The sequence below is a fragment of the Streptomyces flaveolus genome (assembly GCF_000716535.1).
Lineage (GTDB): Bacteria > Actinomycetota > Actinomycetes > Streptomycetales > Streptomycetaceae > Streptomyces > Streptomyces flaveolus_A.
In genome coordinates, this window is sequence record NZ_JNWV01000037.1 from 43,621 (window position 1) to 63,790 (window position 20,170).

Sequence of the window (20,170 nt, forward strand, 5' to 3'; positions counted from 1 at the left end):
CCGCCATGAGACTCCTGGCGCTCGAAGCCCGGCAGAACGCCACCTACTACGTCTCCCGCTACGAGCAGGTCGTCGGCCTCGGCGCGGACCTGTACGTCCTCAACGGCGAGGGCACCGAGGACTTCTGGCCCGCCGACCGCTACCGCGTCGCCGGCTCACGGTCCATCGAGGCCCTGATCGCGGCGGCCAAGGAGTGGCACGCCGAGGAACGCTTCGAGGGCGTGTTCACCTTCTCGGAGTCGGGGGTGCTCGCGGTCGCGGCCGTGGCCGAGGCCCTCGGCCTGCCCGGCATCGGCGTGGAGGCCGCGCGTGCCAGCCGGAACAAGCTGCTGATGCGCCAGGCCCACGAGCGGGGAGGCGCCGCCCACCCGCACTTCCGCTTCGTCACCACCGAGGCCGAGGCGCTCGCCGCCGGGGAGGCATTCGGCTACCCCGTGATCGTCAAGCCGACCCTGGGGGCCGCCTCCCACTACGTCTTCCGGGCCGACGACGCCGCCGAACTGCGGGAGCGCTACGCCCAGGCCGCCCAGGGCCTGACCGAGCTGTCCTGGTACGCGATGGAGGCCGACGGGCTGGACCTGGGTCCGCACGGGCTGCTGGTGGAGTCCTTCCTCGACGGCGACGAGTTCCTCGTCGAGGCCCTCGCCTGGGACGACGAGGTGTACCTCGGCTCCATCGTCGACCGGGTCACCGCCGAGGGCGACACCTTCGACGACGACGTCCACCACGCCCCGACCGCGCTCACCCCGGCCCAGGTCGAGGCCGTGCACGAGGTCGTCACCGCGGGCGCCCGCGCCCAGGGGCTGCGGCGCAGCGTCATGCACGCCGAGGTCCGCTTCCACGAGGGCCGCCCGCACCTGGTGGAGATCGCCGTACGCCCGGGCGGCGGCGGCCTGGACCACATGGCCCGCATCTCCGCCGGCCACGATCCGATCGCCGCCGTCGCCGACGTGGCCCGCGGTGTCCGCCCGCAGGCCGGCCACTACCGGCCGACCGGGGTCCACACGGCGGCCATGTGCCTGCTGCCCCCGGCCTCCGGCCGCGTGGCGCACGTGCACGTCCCCGACGGCCTGGCCGACCGGGACGACGTGTTCTTCCTCAAACTCACCGCGAAGCCCGGCGACCTGGTGCGCCGCCCGCCCGCGGGCAACAGCATCCTCGGCTTCCTCGGTGTGACGGGCACGTCGTTCGAGGACGCCATGTGCACGGCCGAGGAACTCGCCGCCCAGGTCCGCGCCGACCTGACCGACCCGGACGCCTGATCCACCCACCAAGGAGTACAGACATGACCGAACGCCCTGTCGTCATGGTGGGCTTCGTGCCCGTGGCGGTGACCTCGCTCGCGCAGTTCCAGCCCGAGGGCTCCGTGATCGTCGTCGACGAACCCGACGTGATCCGCAAGCGCGAGCTCGGACCGAAGGCCGAAGAGGCGCCGGTGGTACGGGAGCTGATCGCCTGGGAGTACCAGCTCGAAGGCGCGGCCGACGCCTTCTACAACGCCCACCCCGACCTCGACCCGGTCGCGATCGCCCCGCTCCAGGAGTACGCCACCCCCTTCGCGGCCCGCCTCGCCGAGCGGTACGGGGTGCCCACCGGCGGCTACGGGGCGCTGCGGATCCTGCGGGACAAGGCCGTGCTGCGCAGGGTCAGCCGGGCCGCCGGCATCCTCAATCCGGAGTCCGTGGAGGTCACCGGTCCCGACGGGGTCCGCGCGTTCATGGCGGAGCACCCCGGGCCGGCCGTCCTGAAGCCGGCCAACCGCCAGGCCGCCCTCGGCACCCGCATCCTCGCCTCCCCCGACGAGATCGACGAGGCCTGGGCGGAGACCACCGCCATGGACGAGGGGGTGATGGTCCCCGACCGCGGGTTCGAGCTCCGCATGCTCGTCGAGCGGTGCGTCCAGGGCCGCGAGTACAGCGTGGAACTGCTCGTGGAGCGCGGGCGTGTGGTGTTCGGCAACGTCACCGGCAAGGAGCTCTACCCCGGCGGCCGGCCGGTGGAGCTGGGCCATCTGGTGCCCGCCGACATCCCCGGCGAACTGGACGCGCTGCTGCGCGCGGAGACCGAGCGCCTGCTGAGGGCCGTCGGGTTCGGCACGGGGATCGCGCACTGCGAGTGGATCGTCGAGAACGGCCGCCCCTACCTGGTGGAGTGCGCCGGCCGCTTCCCCGGCGACGGCATCGTCGACCTGATGGACCGCGCGTACCGCGTCGACCTCGTCCGCGCCTTCTGGACCCTCATGAAGGGCGAACCGCTGACCGCTCCGCTGCCGGAGAAGGCCCCCGGTGCCGCCGCCATCCGCTTCCTGCACACCGGGGCCGGCGTGGTGGAGGACGTCTCGGGCGTCGACGAGGCGCGCGCGCTGCCCGGCGTCCAGGCGTGCTCGGTGACCGTGGAGCCGGGTGCCGAGGTGCGGGAGCTGCGCAGTTCCTGGGACCGTGTCGGCTCGGTCGTCACCGAGGCGCGGACCGGGGCCGAGGCGGTCGCCGCCGCCCGGCGGGCCCTGGACACGATCCAGATCAAGGTCCGCCCGGCCCAGGACCTGCCCGCGCAGGACCGAGCCGCGCAGGACCGGCCGGCGTAGGCTCCACGACAGGAGGAAGGGACATGGCCACCGTCGAGGACGTGCGGCGCCTGGCGGTCGCGTTGCCGCGCACGGAGGAGCACCTGATCCGGGACCGGGTGAAGTTCCGCGTCGGCCGGATCGTCTACCTCGCGCTGTCCCGTGACGAGACCACGCTGGGCTTCGCGTTCCCCAAGGAGGAGCGCGCGGCCCTGGTGGCCTCGGAACCGGAGAAGTTCTCGCTGCCCCGGACCTCCGACCTGCGCTACAACTGGGCCCAGGCGGCGCTCGCCGCGCTGGACCTCCCCGAGCTGACCGAACTGGTCACCGACGCGTGGCGCATGTGCGTCCCCGCGAAGGTGGCCCGCGCCCACCTCGGACCCGACCCCGGGCCACCCCCGCGCCCGGCCCCGACGATGGCCGAACTGCGCCTGTCGGCACAGGTGTTCGCCGCCTATCCGGGCGTCGACCGTAGCTGGCTGGAGCTGCGCGGGCCGGCCGCTCCCGCCCTCGACCTCGGCGACCCGGACCGTCGCACGGCCCTGCACCGCTGGCTCAACTCCTGGGGGTGCAGGCTCCCTTACCCGAGGGAGGACGAACCGTACCCGCTCGGGGAGGGCCTGGCCGCCTGGACGGACAGGCACCCCCTCCCCGACACACCGCTCGCCGGACTGACCGACCCCGAGATCGACACCGTGGCCACCGCGTACGGGGAACTCGCGCGGCTTCCGGTCAGGTTCCCTCCGCGGCCCCGGTCCCTCGGCCCGACGGCCGCCGCGAAGGCGCTCTACGCGCTGCGCCCGCACACCGTCATGCCGTGGGACGCGGCCATCGCCGGCGAGCTGTACGGGGCCCGGGACGGCGCCGCCTTCGCCCGCCACCTGCGCACCGGCAGGGCCTGGGCCCGGGCCGTCCTCGCCGAGAGCGGACTGAGCGCCGACGCGCTCGTCGCCGACCTCGGCCGGCCCGCCGTCACCCTTCCCAAGGTCCTCGACGAACACCTGTACGTGACCATCACCCGCCGCACGGCCGGCTGACCGCACGCCCGAGTCGTCCGAATACCGCCCCTGTTACGAACCCCCGTGCAACGATCCGTCGCGATCGTCACCGAACCGCGGCACAGAGCCGTGCCGACCACGAAAGGCACCAAAAGCCATGACAGTTGACCAGAGCACCAAGGACAAGGCACAGCGGCTGCGCGCGCTCGGCTCCGAGTCCGTCCTCGTGCTGCCCAACGCCTGGGACGCGGGCAGCGCCGCCGTGATGGCCGCCGCCGGCGCCCAGGCGATCGCCACGACCAGCGGTGGTGCCGCCTGGTCCCTCGGCAAGGGTGACGGCGAGCAGGCCGACCGGGACGAGATGCTCGCGGCCGCCGCGCGTATCGCCGCCGTGGTCGACGTCCCGGTGACCGTGGACATCGAGGGCGGCTACGGCGCGGCCCCGGACGAGGTCGCGAAGACGGTCACGGCGGTGGTCGCCGCCGGAGCGGTGGGCATCAACCTGGAGGACTCCAAGGCCCCCGGCGGCCCGTTGTTCACGCCCGAGGAGCAGGCGGAGCGCATCGCGGCGGCGCGCGCCGCCGCGACCGCGGCCGGGCTGCCCGAGCTGGTGATCAACGCCCGTACGGACGTGTACCTGTTCGGTGTCGGCGAGGAGTCCGGCCGCCTGGAGGACGTGCTGACCCGGGCCGCCGCCTACGAGCGGGCGGGGGCGGACGGCATCTTCGTACCCGGCCTGCTGGACCTGGCCGTCCTCGGCGAGCTGACCGGCCGCTCCCCGCTGCCGGTGAACGCCATGGCCGGTCCCGGCGGACCCGGCGTGGCCGAGCTGGCCAAGGCCGGGGTGCGCCGGGTCAGCGTCGGCACCGCGGTCGCCCAGGCCGCGTACACGGCGGCCCGCCGCGCCACCCTGGAACTCCTCGGCTCCGGCAGCTACGAGGAACTGGCCGACTCGCTGGACTTCTTCCAGATGAACGGCCTCTTCAGCGGCTGAGCACGGCGAGGGGGCCGGTGCCGGCCGCACCGGCCCCCTCCCGCGCGCGGCCGCTCAGCCCCTGCGTGTCCAGCGCGCGACGACCTGGTCCAGCACGTCGAGCGGCAGCGCGCCGCCGCCGAGCACCAGGTCGTGGAAGGCGCGGATGTCGAAGGCCGGCCCCAGCTCCCGGGCCGCACGCGTGCGCAACCGCTGGATCTCCAGCCGGCCGGTCATGTACGACAGAGCCTGACCCGGCCACTCGATGTAGCGGTCGGTCTCGTTCTGGATCTCCACCTCGGACAGGACCGTGTGCTCCCGCAAGTACGCCACCGCCTGGTCGCGGGTCCAGCCGAAGTGGTGCAGCCCGGTGTCGACGACCAGCCGGGCGGCCCGCAGCGAGTCCATCGCCAGCATCCCCAGCCGGGCCAACGGGCCCGAGTACAGCCCCATCTCGTCGGCGAGCCGCTCCGCGTACAGCCCCCAGCCCTCGATGTAGGCGTTGATCCAGGCGATCCGGCGCAGCCGTGGCAGCCCGGTCAGCTCCTGGGCGAGGGAGAGCTGGACGTGGTGGCCGGGCACGGCCTCGTGGAAGGCGGTGGCCTCGGCGAGCACCCGCGAACGCTCCGTCGCCCGCTCGGTGTTGGCGTGGTACGTTCCCGGCCGCGAACCGTCCAGCGCGGCCGGCATGTACCAGGCCAGGGGCGCGCCCGGCGCCTGGGTGCCCTCCAGCGCGCAGGGCAGGGCGGGCAGCCGCCCGAAGCGCCGGGGAGCGGCCAGCTCGGCCCGGGCGATCGCCGTACGGGCGGCCGCGAGCATCTCCCGCGCGCCGCTCCACCGCAGCCGGGTGTCCGTGCGCAGCCGCTCCCGCACCTCGCCGGAGGTCGGCGTACCGCCGAAGGCCTGTGCTCCGGCGGGCACGTACTCCCGCTCGATGTGGGCGAGCAGCTCCACCCCGGTGTCGTGCAGCTCCTTGGGCGAGCGGCCGGTGGTGGTGTGGACGCGGGCCAGGGTGGCGTAGTGCTCCTCCCCGTCGGGCAGGTGGCACAGTCCCGGGCGCTCCGGGGACCGCCCCCGCGCGGCGAGATCCGTGCGCAGCGCTTCGCGGTAGGCGGCGAAGGCCGGGCGCACCCGCTCGTCGACCAGCCGGTCCCGTTCGGCGTGGTGACGTGTGCGCAGGGGCACCGCGCGCAGCGGATCCCCGGCGGGGTCGGCGAGGTAGGCGTCGAGCCGGGCCATCGCCGTGCGGACCCGTTCGGCGACGGGCAGCCGTCCCGCCCGCACGCCCTCGCGGTGCCGCTCGGCCGCCTCCGCCAGGTACTCGGGCACCGCCGCGAGCCGTTCCAGATGACCGCGTTCCTGTTCCTCGTCCGCCGGACGCACCGCGGGCAGGGAGCCGAGCAGACGGCCGAGGGGGGAGTTCTGGTAGTCGGCGACGGTGTGCTCGATCAGCCGTGCCCCCAGCCGGTCGGCGACCGCCCGCGCCTGCTGCACCACCACGGCCCGGGTCACCTCCTCGGCGGCGTCCGCGACCGGTGCGCGGGCGGCCCGCGCGGCGAGCCGCGCCGCCTGACCGGCCAGGTCCTCCTGCGCCTGCCGCGACGGGTCGGCGAGCCGTCCGAGCGTCTCCGGGCACCCTTCGAGCGCGTCGTCCAGCGGGTCCTCGGCGGCGATCAGGCCGACGGCCTCCTCGGCGAGGCCGGCGACGGGCGTGGCTGTGGTCATGCTGAGGTCTCCTGTTTCCTGGCTGGGAAGGGTCCTGCCGTTTCCGGCGCGGGGTGATCGCCGCGCGGCCGGTGCCACGCGGGCTCCGGGCCGTCCGCCGCCGGAGCCGCCCGGGTCAGCGCGAACTGCCGCACCAACGGCGGCAGTCCGTACTGCCCGGGTACGTCGGTGCGCTCCAGCAGTCCGCTGTCGACCACGGCTTCGAGGACGTCCTCCACCGGCTCCACCGGCTCCCTGTGCTCCACCGGCTCCTTTGACGCCTGCGACGGCTCCGGTGAGCGTGCGAGGGCGTGGGCCGACATCCGGGTCACCCCGTCCACGGAAGGAGTCGCCCTCGTCGCCGCGAACGCGCGCAGCAGGAGCCGGGCCCGGGGCGTGAGGCGGCGGTAGGCGTCCTCGTAGCGTTCGGTGAGGCTCTCGTCACCCGCCCGCAGTCGGCAGGACAGCCCGTCGGCGCCGAGGAGTTCGGCGACCGCCTCGGCGAGGAAGGCCTCCGGGCGCGCGGCCAGCCGCCGGCCGGCGAGGGTGAGGGCGAGCGGCAGGTCGCCGCACGCCTCAGCGAGCAGCAGACCGGCCCGCGGGGCGCCGGCCAGCCGTTGCGCGCCGAGGATCCCCGCGAGCAGTGCCATCGACTCGTCCCGGCCGAGGACGGGCAGCGCCAGCCGCCGTACCCCGTCCAGGCCGAGCAGCCGGGACCGCGCGGTGACCACGACCCTGCTGTGGGGCGTGGCCACGAGCAGGTCGCGCACCTGGCGTTCCTGGAGCGCGCCGTCGAGCACGACCAGCAGGCGCCGCTCGTACAGCACCGAGCGGTACAGCCCGATGCGCTGCGCGGGATCGTCCGGGATGAGTTCGGGCGCGATGCCGAGGGACCGCAGCATCCCGCCCGCGATGCCCGGCGCGTCCTTGCGCCCGTCGGCGGCCGCGCCGAGGCCGACGTACACCTGCCCGTCCGGCAGGTCCGCGGCCAGCTCGTGCGCCAGCCGCAGCGCCAGCGCGGACTTGCCCACCCCGGTCTGTCCATGGATGACCAGCGGCGGGACGGGCCCGGTACCCGGCGCCGTCAGCACACGTGCCTCACCCAGCTCCCGGGCCCGGCCGGCCAGCGGACGCGCTTCCATCGGGAGCTGGGCCGGTACGGGCAGCAGTGCCCGTACCGCGGCGGCCCGCAGCCGCGGCTCCGGCGCCTGCTGCGCCGGCTTGACGGCCGGCCCGGACCCGTCGCCCGCGCGGCCCGCCGCCGCACGCCAGCGCTGCTCCCAGACCGCCCGGTCCCCGCCGCACGCCTCGGCGAAAGCGAGGGCCACCTGGAGGGTGGGCAACCGGTGACCGGCCGCGGCGTCCGAGAGCACCGAGGCCGAGAACAGCGCGCGCCTCGCCAGCTCCCGGTAACTGGGGGAGCCCGCCGCGGCCCGGAGCCGGCGCAGCTCCAGGGCGAAGGCGGTGGCCGGTCCGGCGTCCTGCGCCAGCGGTTTCTCCGGTCTGCCCACGCTCATGCTCCTTGCGATGGTCGGGGGCGGTGTGCCACGGGTTCGCCGCGGGCCTACGCCCTTCCTGCCTGCCCAGGCAGGGTCCGGCCGGCCGTTCCCGATCCCTTCCCCGAGCGGTACCTGCCGGTCCCGAAGCCGATCGGGCGGGCCGGCCGCCGGGTCCGCGGTCACGCTCCACCCCCGGGCCGGGGCGGGTCCGGCCGCCGCGACGGCCCGGCCGGACGGCCGCCGCACGACACGGGGTCTTCGCGCCGCCAGGCGCTATGCTTCCGTGGGTTTGGGGGCCGCCGGGTGAACCGGGGGCACGGGGGGTGGGGAGCCGATGGCGGCCGAGCGTGTGCGAAACGGCGTGACGAACGCCGTGGGCGGTGCGGTTGCCGGGTCCCGACGAGTCCTGCCGGTGCGCGGCGCCTGTCGGGCGCGGAGCCGGGCCGGTACCCGCCGGCATCGAGCGAGGACGGCGCACGGCCCGTCCTCTGTGCCGACCGGTCCGCCGGAGGACCGGTCGGGCGGAGTCCGCCAGTGCCCCGGCGGTGCCCTCCGCGAGCGCGTTCCGGCGCTGCCGGAGGCCGCGCGCCCGGTTGCGGTTCCCCGGCCGGCCGAGCCGGCCCGGGAGGACGAAGTCAAGGGGGAGTGGCTTGCTGGGACAACATGCCGAAGACAGGCTGCGTTTCAACGTTCTGGGGCCGCTGGAGGTCTGGGCGGGGGAGACCCGGCTGCGACTCGGCGGACTGGTCCAGGAGCGGGTGCTCGCCACCCTGCTGCTCGAGCCGGGCAGACTCGTTCCCGTCTCCCGGCTCGTGGAGGCGGCGTGGGAGGAGGAACCCCCGGCCACCGCGTCCCACCAGGTCCGCAAGGCGGTGGCCGACCTGCGCCGCCGCATACCCGGCGGAAGCCAGGTCGTCCTCACCGACGGCCCCGGCTACCGCGTCACCGTCCTTGAGGACCAGCTCGACCTGACCGAGTTCACCGCCCAGGTCCGCCGGGCCAGGGCCGCGGCCGAACAGGCCGACCCGGCCCGAGCGGCCGAGGCACTGCGGACGGCCCTGGAGCTGTGGCGCGGACCCGTCCTCTCCGACGTCGCCGGCCCGGTGATCGCCGCGGCCGCCGCCGCGCTGGACGAGCGCCGCCTCGCCGCCGCGGAGCAGCTCTTCGAGCTGTGCTTGGGCCTCGGCCAGGCCGCCGAACTCGTCGCCGACCTGCGCGACCTGACAGCGCGGTACCCGCTGCGGGAGAACCTGCGCCGCCAGCTCATGCTCGCCCTGTACCGCTCCAGCCGGCAGGCGGAGGCACTGGAGGAGTACGGCCGGGTCCGGGACCTGCTGGTGGAGGAGCTGGGCATCGATCCGAGCCAGCAACTCACCCACGTCTACGAGGGGATCCTGCGGGAGAGCCCCGAGCTGGCCGCCCCGGTGCCACTCCCGTCCCCCGCACCGGCGGCACCGGTGCCGGCCCAGGCACCGTGCACCCTGCCCTACGACCTGGCCGACTTCTCCGGCCGCGACCGTGAACAGCGCGAGCTGCTCGACTGCGCACAGCGGTCCGTCACCTGCGCTCCCGGGATCGTCGCCGTCGACGGCATGGGCGGCTGCGGCAAGACGGCTCTGGCCGTCCGCGTCGCGCACCGACTGGCCGACGCGTACCCCGATGGCCAGCTGTACATCAACCTGCGCGGCTACACCCCGGGTGAGCAGCCGGTGACCTCGGCGGCAGCGCTCGCCACCCTGCTGCGCGCGCTCGGCATCCCCGGCGACCAGATCCCCGACGACCTGGAGGGCCGAACCGCCGCCTGGCGGGCCGCGCTGATGGGCCGGCGGCTGCTCCTGCTGCTCGACAACGCGGTCGACGCGGCCGAGGTCCGCCTCCTCATGCCCCCGTCCCCGGGCTGCCTGGTACTGGTGACGAGCCGCAGCCGGCTGCTGGACCTCGACGGGGCGCACTGGACCTCACTCGACGTCATGTCCAGCGACGACAGCGTGCTGCTGGTGTCGAAGACCCTCGGCGCCGAGCGGGTCGCGGCGGAACCCGAGGCGTCGGCCGAGCTGGCCCGGCTCTGCGGCCACCTGCCGCTCGCTCTCAGGATCGCCACCGCCCGGCTGCGCAACCGACCGCGCTGGACGGTCGGTTACCTGGTGGACCGCCTGTGCGACGAGACGCGCCGGCTCGACGAACTGAGCCTGGGCGAGCGGAGCGTGGCGGCCACCCTGCGCCTGTCGTACCAGACGATGACGGCGGAATCCCGCGTCGCCTTCCGGCTGCTGGCGCTGCACCCCGGCTCCGACATCGACGTCCACTCGGCCGCGACCCTCCTGGGCACGGACACCCGTGACGCCGAGGACATCCTCGAGCACATGCTCGACGTCCACCTGCTCCAGCAGCCGGACGTGGGCCTGTACGCCTTCCACGACCTCGTACGCAGCTTCGCGCTCAGCCTGCGCGGGCAGGCCACGGAACAGGAGGACCACGCCGCGGTCGGGCGGCTGCTCGACTACTACCTCACGGCCACCGAGCAGGCCTGCGACGTCCTCTTCCCCGGGCGGCGCCGCCGTACGACCGGTCTGCCGGCCACCGGGGCGGAGCTGCCGGACCTGGGCGACGCCCACCGGGCCCTGACCTGGTTCACGCGGGAACACACCGCGCTCAGCGGCGCCGTCGCACTGGCCCGGACGCTCGGCCACGACCGCCACGCGGTGTGGCTGACCCGCGACGTGGTCTTCTACCTCAACGCCCGCGGTCACATCAGCGAGTTCCGCGACCTGAGCCGCAGCGCGGTCGATGTCGCCCGCCGGCTCGGCGATCTGGTACTGCTCGCCGTGAGCCTGTCGAACCTGGGCGTCGCCTGCTGGAAGCTGGGCCGCTTCGAGGAGGGCGTCGAAGTGGCCCGGGAAGCCCTGGAGGTGGCCACCGAGCTGGGCGACCGGGACACCGAAGCCCACTCCGAGTCCACCCTCGGCCTGCTCAACAGCGTGCTCGGCCGCTTCGACCAGGCCCTGCCGCACCTGGTCCGGGCCGTCGACCTCGGCCGGGAGCTGGGGAACGCCCGCTCGGAGTCCGAGAGCCTGACCATTCTCAGCACCCTGTACGAGCAGTGGGGCCGGTACCCGGAGGCGGTGCAGGCGGCACGGCGGGCCGTCGAACTCGACCGGCGACTCGGCAACCGCGAGAACGAGATCGTGTCCGTCACCGACCTCGCCCTCGCACTGCTGGGCCTCAAGGAGTACACCGACGCCCAGCAGTGCCTGGAACGAGCCCGCCGCATCAGCGACCAGACCCACGACCCCGGCAACGTCGGCGTGCTGCTCGCCCTGTCGGCCGACGTCCAGCACCGCCTGGGCGACACGGCCGACGCCGCGCGCCTCGCGGACCACGCCCTGGAACTCGTCCGGTCGAGCGTGGTGCCGATCCGGCAGGTGAAGACCGAGAACATACTCGGCCGGCTGTGCACCCGGCAGGGCGATCCCGCCGGGGCGCTCCAGCTGCACACGAGCGCTCTGAAGACCGCTTCGAGCATCGGCTACCGGATCGAGGAGGCCCACGCCCTGGCCGGTCTGGCCCGGGCCTGCGAGGCGCTCGGCGACCACGCGACGGCCCGGCAGCACGCCGGGGCCGCCGCCGGGCTCTTCGACACGATGGGCGTACCCGAGATCGGCCGGAGCCGCTGAGGAGCCGTGGCGCGGCTCCCGCACCGGGCCGTCCCGGACGGCAGGCGGTGGTCAGCCGGCGGAGGACGCGGTGATGACGGTCGGGCCCTGGTTCTCGGCCGTCACATGGTGCCCGGCGGGCCGGTCGGCCGCGGCGTTCTGCTGGGCCACCGCCCCCAGCCCGAACGCCAGCGCCATCGCGACCGTCCCGAACAGACCCGCCAGCTTGTTGCGCATCGTCTTCTTCCCCCTCGTGATGTCCCGTTCTCGACATCACCGATGCTGCTGGGGGCCGTTCCCGGAGCGTTCCCCCCGCGATACCGGGACCCGTGACTCCACGGGAACGGCTCGTCCGCCCGCCCGCCCGGCTACGGTTTCGGCGGGGCGGGGACCAGCCCGGTGCACGCCACGACCCGCGGGCCCTCCGCGCGCAGGACCACCGATGTGCGGACCGTCCCCGAGCTGTGTCCGGCCATGTCCAGCAGGGCCCGCACCACCGACCGGAGTTCCACCTGTTCGTCCGGGGTGGCCCGCGACGGCTCCGAACTGCCGCGCCGCCGGGCATCCACCGCGACGACCTGGTGCATGCCGCTCTCGGTGACCGTGGTGATCAGGAACTCGGTGTCCTCCGGAAGTGCCCTCGTTCCCCGGGGCCCCAGGCTGCCGACGCGGGCGAGTTCCTGGTTGATGCGGTGCAGGACCGACTCGTCGGCCGGGCTGTGCTCCGGACGCTTCACGGCATCCTCCTTCTGCAGACGTGTGTCCCGGTCACGATTCCGGCACCCGGCCCTGTTCACCTCCCGCCGCGTTCCCGTCCGGGTCCCGTTCCCTCCCGGAACCGGGGCGACCCGCGTGGTACCTCGGCCGAGCCGCCTCACCGAGCAGGGGACGGGACCGGGTACGGCGCCGGTTCCGTCACCCAGCCCGCCGCCAGCACCAGGCGGGACTCGCGGTCGGTGGCGAGGAAGGCGAAGGGACGGTCGAAGGTGACGCGGACGACCGTCGTCTCGTAGCGGTACTGCGGGACCCCGCCGGCCGGCGCCGGCATGACCGCCGTCACCGCCGCCGCCCGGAAGCCGAGCGCCCCGAACTGGGCCACGGCCGACTGGCGGGCCTCTCCGACGGCCAACGGGTAGGGGCTCACGCCCGGGAAGTGACCGGCCTCGGTGTCTGTCGCCGCGGTGAGGCCGAACAGGCCCGGTGCGGCGAGCAGATCGTGGTCGGCCCGTACCTCGTACGCCACCGTCGTCACGTCCAGCGTCGTCGGCTGCGGCGCGGTGGCGGGCTGCTGCTCCACGTGCAGGCCGGGGCCGACATGCCCGTGCGGCAGCGCGCCACCCCCGGTCAGCGACAGGCCGCGCTCCACGACCCCCACCCCGGCCGCCAGCACCTGACCCGGCGTCATCCTCTCCTCGCCCAGCACCAGATGGACGTCGACGCCGTTGTCCCCGGGCACCGTCAGCGCGGTGACGAAACCGTCCGGCGTACCCGTCACCCCCACCCGGTCCGGCCGCACGCTGCGCCGGTGCAGGCCGCGCAGGGTACGGCCCTGCCAGGGGCCGGAGCCGGGCCGCAGCGGCAGCTCCGTGAACGGCTGCCGCCAGTCCGTGCGCAGCGCGAGGGCGGTGGCCAGCACCATCCGCGCCTCCCGGGTCAGCGTCACCGGCATGCGCTCGACCAGCCCGCCGGTCCGCTCGGAAGCCCAGGCGTCCAGCCGCTCCTGCGCGGTGACGAGGTCGTCCCCGAAGACCCCGTGGGTCCCGGCGGGCAGCCCCGCCCGCCACTCCTCCCGCAGGGCCAGCCCCTGGTGCGTCCACAGGCCGAGCGCCGCGTCCAGACCGGCGACCCCCGCCAGCCCGGCCAGCAACTCCCGTGCGGCTCCGGCCGCCTGCTCGGCGGGCACGCCCAGCGCGCCGGCCAGTTCCGCACGCGCCGGGCCCGCGGCGCCGTCGGCCAGGAAGGCCAGCAGCGGCCACACACCCGGCGCCGAGAACACCGTGCCCTCGCCGCTCAGGACCTGCGCCCACCGGGCCGTCAGCCCGTTCACACGCCGGACGGTCTCCCCGGTCACCGTGCTCGTCCCCACCCGCATTCCGCCCCCGTTCCCCGCACGCTTACCATGCGGCCAGTCGTACGTATGTCCAGCCGCCGGCCGGCCGCCGGTCCCCTGTGCCGCCGCCGCCCGATCCAGGAGCACGGTACCGGTGTCCTTGCCCCCGCCTTCCGGCCCCCATCAGCCGCGAGAGCCGTTCCAGCCACCCCGGCCGCGGCCGCAGGAGCCGTACGGCCCGCCGCCGTACCCCCAACAGCTGGGCGGCTCACCGGGGTTGCCCGCCTACCAGCCGTGGTCGCAGGGCTACCACCCCTACAACCACCCGGCGCCGGTCAACGGCCTCGCCATCGCCTCCCTGGTGCTCGGGGTGCTGTGCTGCCTGCCCGGCGTGGGGCTGGTGCTGGGGCTGGTCGGGCTGCGCCAGATCCGCCGGCGCGGCGAACGCGGCACGGGGCTGGCCGTGGGCGGCGCGGTGCTGTCCGGGGTCGGGCTCGTGCTGTGGGCGCTGCTGCTCGCGACGGGCGGCGCGTCGGCGCTGTGGCACGGGTTCTCGGACGGCGTACGCGGGGGCAGGACCCTCTCGCTGGCCGAGGGCGAGTGCTTCGACACGCCGGGGGGCGCGCTGAGCGGTGACACGTACGACGTGGACAAGGTTTCGTGCGCCGGCGCGCACGACGGCGAGGTGTTCGCGACCGCCACGCTCCCCGGCGGCTCCTACCCCGGGGACGACGCGGTCGGCGACACCGCCGACGAGCGCTGCTGGAGCCTCCGGGACGGCTACGCGATGGACGGCTGGGCGGTCCCGCAGGACGTCGACGTGTACTACCTGACGCCGACCGAGGAGAGCTGGGCCGCCGGGGACCGCGAGATCACCTGCGTGTTCGGCAACACCACCGAGGGCAAGGACCTGACCGGGTCGCTGCGCAACGACGAGACCGTCCTCGACGCCGACCAGGTCGCCTACCTGAAGGCCGCTCACGTCCTCAACGCCGCCCTGGACACCGCTCCTGACGAGGAGTACGTCGAGGACGACCTGCCGGGGCACAAGGCGTGGGCGGGCCGGGTGTCGGCCGCGCTGGGCGAACAGGCCCGGATGCTGCGCGCCCGCGACTGGCCCGCCGGCGCCCGCGGGCCCGTGGCCGCGCTCGCCGCCGACCTGGACAAGGCGCGCGCGGAGTGGGCGAAGGCCGCGAAGGCCGGGGACGCGGACGCCTTCTACGAGCACTACGACGCCGGCTTCGACCTCATCGACCCGTCCCGGGGGGTCGCCGCGCGGGGTGCCCTGGGGCTCACCACGACCGTGCCGACGGGGGAGGACGGATCCGAGGCGAGCATCCAGGTGTGAGGGCGCGCCTATACGGGGCAGAAAGCGCCTGGGTAAAGCCCTCCCCGGGCTTTTGTCATCACATCGAGTGATTCTCTGGCCTTTGCTTGCACGGCTCAACCCAGGGTTGCCAGGCTGTTGCTGTCTGTACAACCTGATGGGAGCGGCCAGTGACTTTCGGTGAGCAGCCGGCGTACCTGCGTGTCGCGGGTGATCTCCGCAAGAAGATCGTCGACGGTTCACTGCCGCCCCACACCCGTCTGCCCTCCCAGGCCCGTATCCGCGAGGAGTACGGCGTCTCGGACACGGTCGCGCTGGAGGCCCGCAAGGTGCTGATGGCCGAGGGGCTGGTGGAGGGCCGCTCCGGCTCGGGGACGTACGTGCGCGAGCGGCCCGTGCCCCGGCGGGTCGCCCGCTCCGGATACCGCCCGGCCGGCGGCGCCACCCCGTTCCGGCAGGAGCAGGCCGACGCCTCGGTGCGCGGTACCTGGGAGTCCAGCAGCGAGCAGACCGAGGCCGGCGCGGCCATCGCCGAGCGGCTCGCGATCCAAGCCGGCGACCGGGTCATGCGCACCAAGTACCTCTTCCGGGACGGCGGCGAGCCGATGATGCTCTCCACCTCCTGGGAACCCCTCGCCGTCACCGGCCGCACCCCGGTGATGCTGCCCGAGGAGGGGCCGCTCGGCGGGATGGGCGTGGTCGAGCGGATGCGGGCCATCGACGTCATCGTGGACAACGTCACCGAGGAGGTCGGCGCCCGCCCCGGCCTCGCCGAGGAACTGCATCTGCTCGGCGGTGTCCCCGGGCACGTGGTCCTCGTCGTCCAGCGCACCTACTTCGCCTCCGGCCGCCCGGTCGAGACGGCCGACGTGGTCATCCCGGCCGACCGCTACCGGGTCGCCTACCACCTGCCCGTCAAATGACCACCCCGCCCGGGCGGTCGGTCCGCGCGTCCCTCGGCGTGAGGTAGCGCACACCCCGACGCGCCGCCCGGGCGGTCACCGGCGTCGTCCCGCCCCCGCCGGCGCCGCGCGAGCGGCAGCGATCCGGCCGTTTTGGCAGGTGGCCGGGGGTGCCTTCGGAGTGCCTCCGACCCGGGGCAGCAGCACTTCCGGCGGCGCATTCGCTCCCGTGCGCCCCCGGCGTTCTGGCTCGATGCGTACCTCTTTGTGAAAAGCCGTATTCGCAGCGTGAAGGTTGGGCGTACGCTCGGGCATATGCGGATTGCGGTTTCCTTATACGGGGCCCGGCGGGGGACCGGGCCCGGGGGAAGGCGGGGCGGTGCGAGAAGGAACGCGGGCGGTGGGGGCCATGAGTGAGGGCACGGTGTCCCTGCCCTGGATCGTGATACGGCAGGACGACAACGGCAATCGCTACCGCGTCGGCCGGTACGCGACCCGCGCGGAGGCCCAGAAGATCGCCGACAGCCTCGATGACCGGGGGCACAAACAGCTCTACTGGGTCGAGCGCATCGGCCAGAACGGGGACGGCACGCAGAACTGACCGGTCGCGTGCTTTTGTAGGCTCCGCTCCATGACGCGTACGACGCCCGAGGCGGAACGGATCGTGGTGGTGGGGGCCGCCCTGCTCGACGGCGGCAGGCTGCTGGCCGCGCGCCGCAGCGCGCCCGCCGACCTGGCCGGGCGCTGGGAGCTGCCCGGCGGCAAGGTCGAGGCGGGGGAGCGGCCCGAGGACGCGCTGGTGCGTGAACTGCGCGAGGAACTGGGCGTCGACGCCGAGCCGGTCGACCGCGTGCCCGGCGAGTGGCCGCTGCGGGCGCCGTACGTCCTCCACGTGTGGACCGTCCGCCTGCGCCCCGGCTCGCCCCTGCCCCGGCCCCTCCAGGACCACGACGAGCTGCGCTGGCTGACGCCTGACCGCATCTGGGAGGTCGACTGGCTCGACCAGGACGTCCCGGCGGTCCGGGAGGTGGCGCCCACGATCGGGCGAGGAGTGTAGGCGCACGGCCCCGGAGCGGAGCGCGCCCGCTCGTGCCACCGTGCGCCGTCTCGCGCGGTACTGCCACCCGGATATCGGGTATGTGCCCATTAACCCCATGAAACCGGACATGGGTGGGCTCGCTGGCCTGGGAAGTGATCGGCGTGATCGACACCGATGGCGACTGCGCCGAGTGGACGTTTCCCGCGGAACCGGGCGCCGTGCGCAGGGCCCGCGCGGCGGTCCGCTCCCAGTTGCACGGCTGGCACCTGGACTGCGTCGCCGACCTCGCCGCGCTGCTGGTCAGCGAGCTGGTCACCAACTCGCTGCGGCATGCCACCGGCCCCATCGGCGTACGGCTCGTCCGGCCCACCGGGCTCGACGGCACGCTGCGCGTGGAAGTCTCCGACCCGCTCCCCGACCTGCCGCGCGAACGCGTCGCCCACCCCGAGGACGAGAGCGGACGCGGCCTTCAGCTGGTCGCCGGCTCCTCGCTCAACTGGGGCACCCGGCCCGGCGCGGGCGGAAAGACGGTCTGGTTCGAACTGGCGGTGCCCGGGTGACGGCACAGCACGCGCAGGGGCACAGGGGCGTACAGCCGACGGCGTGCCGTCCATCGTGCGCGCCGGGGGCGTACGTGGTCCCGCGATACGTGATTCGGCGCTGTGTTCCCTGGTTAGAAGAGTGGAAGTGTTGTCACGGACCGGTCTGAAAAGCACCTGGACCGAGCTGTGATCGTGAACACCGTGTCGTGCGGCGCCGTAGTGCTGGATACTGCGGGCAGCCGCCCCCGGTGACCGGTGCCGGACGCGGTGAGCTGGAGGGGACGGTTCGCGTGAGCGAGATACCAGCGAAGGCCACGGAGTCCGAGGACCCGTCGGACGGCGCGAGGAGGCAGGCCGCGGAGGCTGGTGCGGCACCCGGTGACGCCATGTGGCAGAGCAGTCCGCCTGGTTCCATCTACGACTACATCAAGGTCGCGTCCTTCTCCATCAGTCCCGGCGGGCTGGTCGACCAGTGGAGCCTGCGCGCCGAGCAGCTCTTCGGCATCCCCGCCGCACGCGCCGTCGGCATGGACCCCATAGAGGCCTTCATCGATCCCGACCTGCGCGAGCGCGGCCAGCGGAAGATGGCCGAAATCCTCGACGGCCGCGAATGGACTGGAGTCGTACCGTTCCGGATGCCGGACCGGCCGGACGGCACGCGCGGCGAGGAGGGCCTGGCCGAGGTGTACGTCATGCCGACGCGCACCGCCGAGGGCGACAAGGCCGCCGTGTGCATCGTCGTGGACGTCCGCACACTGCGCAGCATCGAGACCGACCTCGCCGCCTCGCAGTCGATTTTCGGTCAATCCCCTTTCGGATTCCTGCTCATCGACCCGGACCTGCGGGTGCGCCGGGCCAACATGCGGTTCGCCTCCATCTTCGGCGGCACCCCGGACGACCACCGGGGCAAGGGAGTTCACGACTATCTGCCGCGCGGCGAGGCCGAGCGCGTCTCGGCCACGCTGCGACGGGTGCTGGAGAGCGGCGAGTCCATCACCGACATGCACGTCACCGGCTTCGTCCCGGGCTCCGAGGAACGCCGGCACTGGTCGGTCAACCTCTACCGCGTGCACAGCGGCAGCGGCCGGCCCATCGGCATCGCCTGGCTCGGCACCGACATCACCTCCCGCCGCGCCGCCGCCCGCGAGGCCGCCGCCGCCCGGCGCAACCTCGCCCTGCTCAACGAGGCCGGCGCCCGCATAGGGAACTCCCTCGACCTGGAGACCACGGCCCGCGAACTCCTCGACGTCGTCGTCCCCGGCTTCTGCGACCTCGCCACCGTCGACCTCTACCAGGGCCTGCTGGCCGGCGACGAGGCCCCGCCCGGACTCGCCGACGGCAGCGCCGAACTGCGTCGCGTCGCCTTCGCCAGCGCCGTCTCCGGCGCGCCCTTCGGCAGCTCCGGGAAGGCCGTCGAGGTCGGCGCGGTCCACCACTTCCCGTTCAGCTCGCCCTGCGCGGACGCCCTGCGCACCGCCCGCCCGCGGCACGTGCCCCCCGAGGAGGGCGGACTCGTGCAGTCCACGCTGGCCGTGCCGATGGTCGCCCACGACACCGTCGTGGGACTCGCGCAGTTCGCCCGGACGAAGGGCAGCGAGCCGTTCGGCGACCGCGACCGGGACCTCGCGGTCGAACTGGCCGCGCGGGCCGCCGTCTGCATCGACAACGCGCGCCTGTACCGCCGGGAGCACGAACGGGCGTTGATACTGCAACGCTCCCTGCTCCCGCCCGGCGACCCCGAGGCGTCGGGCCTGGACATCGCCTGCCGCTACCTGCCCGGCAACGCGGCGACGGAGGTCGGCGGCGACTGGTTCGACGTCATCGAACTCCCCGGCCACCGCACCGCCCTGGTGGTCGGGGACGTCATGGGCCGGGGCCTCAGGGCGGCGGTGGCGATGGGCGAACTCCGCACGGCCGTACGCACGCTGGCCCTGCTGGACCTGGAACCGGCGGAAGTGCTCTCGGCGTTGGACGAGATCGCGCGGGGCCTCGGCACGCCGGGCGGCGTCCAGCAGGCGACCCGTGCGGCCCGTCAGCCCCGGGACGCGGACCTCTCCGAGGTGTACCTCGCGACCTGCGTGTACGCCGTGTACGACTCCGTCACCAGACGCTGTACGTTCGCCAACGCCGGGCATCTGCCGCCGGTGCTGGTCGAGCCCGGTGAGGCGGCGCTGATGCTCGACGTGCCGCCCGGCATGCCGCTGGGCGTGGGCGGCGAGCCGTTCGAGGAGGTCGAGGTCGAACTCCCCGAGGGGGCGCTGCTCGCGCTCTACACGGACGGCCTGGTCGAATCGCGCGACCACCCGCTGGACGAGGGGCTCCAGGCCTTCGTCGGCGCGCTCACCGATCCCACCCAGCCGCTGGAGGACGTCTGCGACCACGTCCTCAACACCCTCGACACCCACCACGGCGAGGACGACATCGCCCTGCTGATGGCCCGGGTGCAGGGGCTGCCCGCCGAGTCCGTCGGCGACTGGACGCTGCCGCGCGAGCCGCGCAGTGTGGGCCGGGCCCGGGAGTACGCCCGCGGACAGCTGCTCTCCTGGGATCTGGAGCCGCTGGTCGACACGACGGAGCTGCTGGTCAGCGAGCTGGTGACGAACGCGCTGCGGTACGGCGAGGGGGACATCAGGCTACGGCTGCTGCTCGACCGCACGCTGGTCTGCGAGGTCTGGGACTCCGGCCTGGTCCAGCCCCGGCGCCGACGGGCCCGGGACACCGACGAGGGCGGACGGGGCCTGCAACTGGTCGGCCTGCTCAGCGCGGCCTGGGGCTCCCGGCGGACGCCTCGCGGCAAGACGGTCTGGTTCGAGCTGCCGTTGCCGGGAGGAGAGGGCAGCCTCACAGACCCGGCAGAGGCCCTGCTGAGCCTGTTCTGACCCCACTCGGGAGGCAGTCCGCCCCTGCCCCCGATTTCCGG

Annotated in this window: 16 protein-coding genes; 11 read left to right on the plus strand and 5 right to left on the minus strand. The window is 74.3% G+C overall.

All coding sequences use genetic code 11. The annotated features are described in order from the left end of the window. Window positions 1-5: 5 nt before the first annotated feature. The 4 genes from OO52_RS34885 (at window position 6) to OO52_RS34900 (ending at window position 4,555) form a co-directional block, all read left to right on the plus strand. Window positions 6-1,262 (plus strand): ATP-grasp domain-containing protein, encoded by a 1,257-nt coding sequence (locus tag OO52_RS34885; protein ID WP_030649904.1) that lies wholly within the window; start codon window positions 6-8, stop codon window positions 1,260-1,262. A gap of 23 nt (window positions 1,263-1,285) precedes the next feature. Next, window positions 1,286-2,584, plus strand: a complete 1,299-nt coding sequence (locus tag OO52_RS34890; protein ID WP_030649901.1) for an ATP-grasp domain-containing protein — start codon at window positions 1,286-1,288, stop codon at window positions 2,582-2,584. Between the two features lie 23 nt (window positions 2,585-2,607). Continuing rightward, window positions 2,608-3,600, plus strand: coding sequence for an MmcQ/YjbR family DNA-binding protein (locus OO52_RS34895; RefSeq protein WP_030649899.1), 993 nt, complete (start codon window positions 2,608-2,610; stop codon window positions 3,598-3,600). Between the two features lie 118 nt (window positions 3,601-3,718). Continuing rightward, complete coding sequence (locus OO52_RS34900) at window positions 3,719-4,555, plus strand: isocitrate lyase/PEP mutase family protein (protein ID WP_030649898.1); 837 nt, start codon at window positions 3,719-3,721, stop codon at window positions 4,553-4,555. 54 nt (window positions 4,556-4,609) lie between these two features. Here OO52_RS34900 and OO52_RS34905 read toward each other — a convergent pair whose 3' ends face one another. Beyond that, complete coding sequence (locus OO52_RS34905) at window positions 4,610-6,259, minus strand: DUF885 domain-containing protein (RefSeq protein ID WP_030649895.1); 1,650 nt, start codon at window positions 6,257-6,259, stop codon at window positions 4,610-4,612. After that, the gene (locus OO52_RS34910) at window positions 6,256-7,749 is read right to left on the minus strand and encodes an XRE family transcriptional regulator (RefSeq protein WP_030649892.1); all 1,494 of its coding nucleotides are present in this window, start codon (window positions 7,747-7,749) and stop codon (window positions 6,256-6,258) included. Before OO52_RS34910 ends, OO52_RS34905 begins: the two co-directional genes overlap by 4 nt. A gap of 638 nt (window positions 7,750-8,387) precedes the next feature. On the opposite strand from OO52_RS34910, the gene OO52_RS34915 reads away from it, so the two are divergent. Beyond that, window positions 8,388-11,411 (plus strand): AfsR/SARP family transcriptional regulator, encoded by a 3,024-nt coding sequence (locus OO52_RS34915; protein ID WP_283936492.1) that lies wholly within the window; start codon window positions 8,388-8,390, stop codon window positions 11,409-11,411. 51 nt (window positions 11,412-11,462) lie between these two features. On the opposite strand, the gene OO52_RS51735 is transcribed toward OO52_RS34915, so the two are convergent. The 3 genes from OO52_RS51735 to OO52_RS34925 form a co-directional block, all read right to left on the minus strand. Further along, window positions 11,463-11,627, minus strand: coding sequence for a hypothetical protein (locus OO52_RS51735; protein WP_167347939.1), 165 nt, complete (start codon window positions 11,625-11,627; stop codon window positions 11,463-11,465). A gap of 131 nt (window positions 11,628-11,758) precedes the next feature. After that, complete coding sequence (locus OO52_RS34920) at window positions 11,759-12,127, minus strand: hypothetical protein (protein ID WP_030649887.1); 369 nt, start codon at window positions 12,125-12,127, stop codon at window positions 11,759-11,761. 137 nt (window positions 12,128-12,264) lie between these two features. Next, entirely contained in the window at window positions 12,265-13,482 is a 1,218-nt protein-coding gene (locus OO52_RS34925) for a serpin family protein (RefSeq protein ID WP_030649883.1), read from the minus strand. Between the two features lie 235 nt (window positions 13,483-13,717). Between OO52_RS34925 and OO52_RS34930 the strand changes: the two genes are divergently transcribed. From OO52_RS34930 to OO52_RS34955, 6 genes are all read left to right on the plus strand, one after another. Continuing rightward, entirely contained in the window at window positions 13,718-14,788 is a 1,071-nt protein-coding gene (locus tag OO52_RS34930; RefSeq protein ID WP_037629882.1) for a DUF4190 domain-containing protein, read from the plus strand. Between the two features lie 149 nt (window positions 14,789-14,937). Then, a complete protein-coding gene (locus OO52_RS34935; RefSeq protein WP_030649877.1) occupies window positions 14,938-15,690 on the plus strand; it encodes a GntR family transcriptional regulator in 753 nt (250 codons plus the stop codon). A 388-nt stretch (window positions 15,691-16,078) separates the two neighbouring features. Beyond that, window positions 16,079-16,270, plus strand: a complete 192-nt coding sequence (locus OO52_RS34940; RefSeq protein WP_030649874.1) for an SPOR domain-containing protein — start codon at window positions 16,079-16,081, stop codon at window positions 16,268-16,270. 30 nt (window positions 16,271-16,300) lie between these two features. Continuing rightward, window positions 16,301-16,726, plus strand: a complete 426-nt coding sequence (locus tag OO52_RS34945) for a (deoxy)nucleoside triphosphate pyrophosphohydrolase (protein WP_030649872.1) — start codon at window positions 16,301-16,303, stop codon at window positions 16,724-16,726. Window positions 16,727-16,839: 113 nt separating this feature from the next. Beyond that, window positions 16,840-17,268, plus strand: a complete 429-nt coding sequence (locus OO52_RS34950; RefSeq protein ID WP_030649869.1) for an ATP-binding protein — start codon at window positions 16,840-16,842, stop codon at window positions 17,266-17,268. Between the two features lie 272 nt (window positions 17,269-17,540). Next, the gene (locus OO52_RS34955; protein ID WP_030649867.1) at window positions 17,541-20,129 is read left to right on the plus strand and encodes a SpoIIE family protein phosphatase; all 2,589 of its coding nucleotides are present in this window, start codon (window positions 17,541-17,543) and stop codon (window positions 20,127-20,129) included. The last annotated feature ends 41 nt before the right edge of the window (window positions 20,130-20,170 follow it).